This window comes from Microbacterium sp. K35 (assembly GCF_004794375.1).
GTDB lineage: Bacteria > Actinomycetota > Actinomycetes > Actinomycetales > Microbacteriaceae > Microbacterium > Microbacterium sufflavum.
Genome location: NZ_SSDM01000071.1, coordinates 1 through 2,985, shown reverse-complemented (window position 1 = coordinate 2,985; position 2,985 = coordinate 1). Strand labels below are relative to the sequence as shown.

Sequence of the window (2,985 nt, the reverse complement as noted above, 5' to 3'; positions counted from 1 at the left end):
GGGTGCGGCGACGGTCCACCCGTGCTGTCGTGCCGCGTCGGCCGCACCCGGCAGCGGCTCGGTGGCGAACAGCAGCGGGGCCGCGGCTCCCGCGGGACGCAGCAGCGCCGCGTCCTCCTCGTCGACGCGTCCGGTGACGAACACGAGCGGCCCGGGCGGGGTGCCGCCGACGAGGGCCGCGAGCTCCCGGGCCTCGCCGCGCGGGGTCACCAGGGCGAGTGCGACGAGCAGGCCGTCGCGGTCGTCCTCGTGTCCGCGGAGCGCGCCGAGCAGCGTGCCCGCGGTGTCGATCACGTCGACGCTGTAGCCCTCGGCGGCGAGGTGCAGGGCGGCCGAGGCGCACAGCGACACCGCGGACTCGAAGGCCGGGTCGGCGGCGTCGCCCTGCGGGTCCCAGCGACCGGAGCTCCGGTCGAGGACGACCAGCGCGTCGGGGCTGGACTCCTCTTCCTCCTGGCGCACCATCAGCTCGCCGCGGTGGGCCGTGGCCCGCCAGTGGATCCGGCGCATGGAGTCGCCGGGGGCGTAGCCGCGCGGGGACAGGTTGTCGCTGCCCTGTCCGAGGCGGGTCGACGAGGTGTGGGCCGTCCCTCCCGCCGCCCCGATGCGCACGGCGAGCGGCGTGAGGGCGAACACCTCCGGCACCACCGTGATGGTCCGGGTGTCGCCGAACGCCTGCTCCCGCTGCGCGAGTCCGAACGGGTCGACCGTACGGAGCATGAGGGGGCCGAGCGGCCAGACGCCGCGCCGCACCCCCGTGATGAGGTAGCTCAGCTGCGCGGTCTCGGCGGGATACTCGCCGCTGGAGTCTCCGGCGACCGCGTCGGGCAGCACGTCATGCCACAGGCCGTGCGGCACCCGCAGCGCCCGCAGCGTGAAGCGCACCGTGACCCGCGAGGCCTCCGACACCGTGAGCAGGTCGGTCGAGATCTGTCGCGCGACCGTCCCTGAGCGCCGTGGCAGCCGAACCGCCAGCGCGGAGAACAGGGTGAGGGCCGCCAGGAACACGGCCATGAAGAGGAGGATGCGCGCGCCGAGCACGTTCGCCGCGACCAGGCAGCCGAACGCCGCGACGAGCGTGCCGGTGCCCCGGCGGGTGAGGAGGCGGCGTCGTCGCATGGCGGGGGTCTCAGGAGCGGGTGGCGACCGGGACGCGCACGCGCTCGGCGATCTGCGTGAGCGCGGCCTCGATGGGCTGGGCTCCGGCGCGATGGGCGCCGCGCGCGGGGAGCAGGCGGTGGGCGAACACGGGGAGGAGCAGCGACGTGATGTCGTCGGGGATGACGTAGTCGCGGCCGTCGAGGGCCGCCCACACCTTCGCCGCGCGGACGAGCTGGAGGGTGGCGCGGGGGCTGGCACCGAGATGCAGGCTCGGGTCGGAGCGGGTGGCCTGGGCGAGTGCGACCGCGTACTCCTCCAGGGCCGGGGCCACGTGCACGGCCCGCGCCCAGGCGATGAGCTGCGCGACGGACGCGGCGTCGGCCACGGGCGTCACGGTGGCGAGCGGGTTCACCACGTCGCGCTGCCGCAGCATGAGGGCTTCCGCGCCCGGGTCGGGGTAGCCCATCGAGATGCGCATCATGAAGCGGTCGCGCTGCGCCTCGGGGAGGGCGTAGGTGCCCTCCATCTCCAGCGGGTTCTGCGTCGCCACCACGAGGAACGGGTCGGGCAGGCGGTGCGTGGAGCCGTCGACCGTGACCTGGCCCTCCTCCATGGCCTCCAGCAGCGCGGACTGCGTCTTGGGGGAGGAGCGGTTGATCTCGTCGGCGATCACGATGTGGGCGAACACGGCGCCCCGCTTGAACTCGAACTCCCGGTCGACCGGGTTGTACACCGACACGCCCGTGACGTCGCCGGGGAGCAGGTCGGGCGTGAACTGGATGCGGCGGACCGTGGCGTCGATGCTCGCGGCCAGTGCGCGGGCGAGCATCGTCTTGCCGACGCCCGGCACGTCTTCGATGAGCAGGTGGCCCTCGGCGAGCAGGCACACGAGCGCGCTGCGTACGGCGTCGGGCTTGCCGTCGATGACCTGGCTGATCGAGCCGAGAATCGCCGCCGTCTGGGCGGCGAATCGCTCGGCGTCGATCGTGACCGGGGTCAGGGGGGCGTTCTCAGGCATGCGATCCCTCTCACGTCGACGCAACGATGCGCGTGAATCGATCGTACGCTCCGCGCGGCGTGCGGGACCATGCCCGCGTGGGTTCGTCGCCCCGCCGCTGGTCGGGTAGAGTGGACGACGGCTCTCCGCGTGGCGGCATCCAGGCCAATTCCCCCAGGGCGGAAACGCAGCAAGGGTAACCGGGCTCTGCTGGGTGCGCGGAGGGTCTTTTCTTTTGCCGGGCCCGGTACACAGGCGTTCGTCGGACGGGCCTGCGACAATCGAGCGGTGACCGTCCCCCCTCCTTCGCGGCCGCCGCATCCGCTCGCCCGCTTCGCCTCGCCGGTGCTGCTGCTGGCGGTGATGTGGCTCGTGCAGTTCGCCGATGCCGTGCTGCCCGGATCGTTCACGGGCTTCGGTCTGCGGTCGTGGGACCTGTCGGGGCTCAGCGGCATCATCCTCGCCCCGCTGCTGCACGCGAGCTGGGCGCACCTCATCGCCAACTCTGTGCCGTTCCTCGTGCTCGGCTGCCTGGTCGCGGTCGAGGGGGCGCGACGCTTCTGGGCCGTCACCGTGATCGTCGCGGTCGTCGGCGGGGTCGGCACCTGGCTCGTGAACGCTCCAGGCACGCTCACGGTGGGCGCCTCCGGCCTGGTGTTCGGCTACTTCGGCTACGTCGTGATGCGCGTGTTCGCGCCGGGGCGCGTCGCCCATCGCATCCTCTACGCCGTGATCGCCGTGGTCGTGATCGGCGTCTACGGCGGCACGATGCTCGCGGGCGTGATCGGCGTGGCCGACGGCGTCTCGTGGCAGGGGCACCTGTTCGGCGCGATCGGCGGCGGCGTCGCGGCGCTCATCGGGCGGCGCTCCCATCCGGCGGCGGGAGC

Annotated in this window: 3 protein-coding genes and 1 other RNA gene; 2 read left to right on the top strand and 2 right to left on the bottom strand. The window is 73.5% G+C overall.

Going from position 1 to position 2,985, the window contains the following annotated elements:
- Positions 1 to 1,119, bottom strand: a 1,119-nt coding sequence (locus tag DW299_RS01945; RefSeq protein WP_136035445.1) for a DUF58 domain-containing protein, incomplete at its 3' end; no start/stop codon positions are given.
- A gap of 10 nt (positions 1,120 to 1,129) precedes the next feature.
- Complete coding sequence (locus tag DW299_RS01940; RefSeq protein WP_136028517.1) at positions 1,130 to 2,119, bottom strand: AAA family ATPase; 990 nt, start codon at positions 2,117 to 2,119, stop codon at positions 1,130 to 1,132.
- 116 nt (positions 2,120 to 2,235) lie between these two features.
- Here DW299_RS01940 and ffs point away from each other — a divergent pair.
- An RNA gene (gene ffs / locus DW299_RS01935) (signal recognition particle sRNA small type) lies at positions 2,236 to 2,332 on the top strand.
- Positions 2,333 to 2,386: 54 nt separating this feature from the next.
- On the top strand, positions 2,387 to 2,985 hold a 599-nt coding region (locus DW299_RS01930; protein WP_136035444.1), incomplete at its 3' end, for a rhomboid family intramembrane serine protease.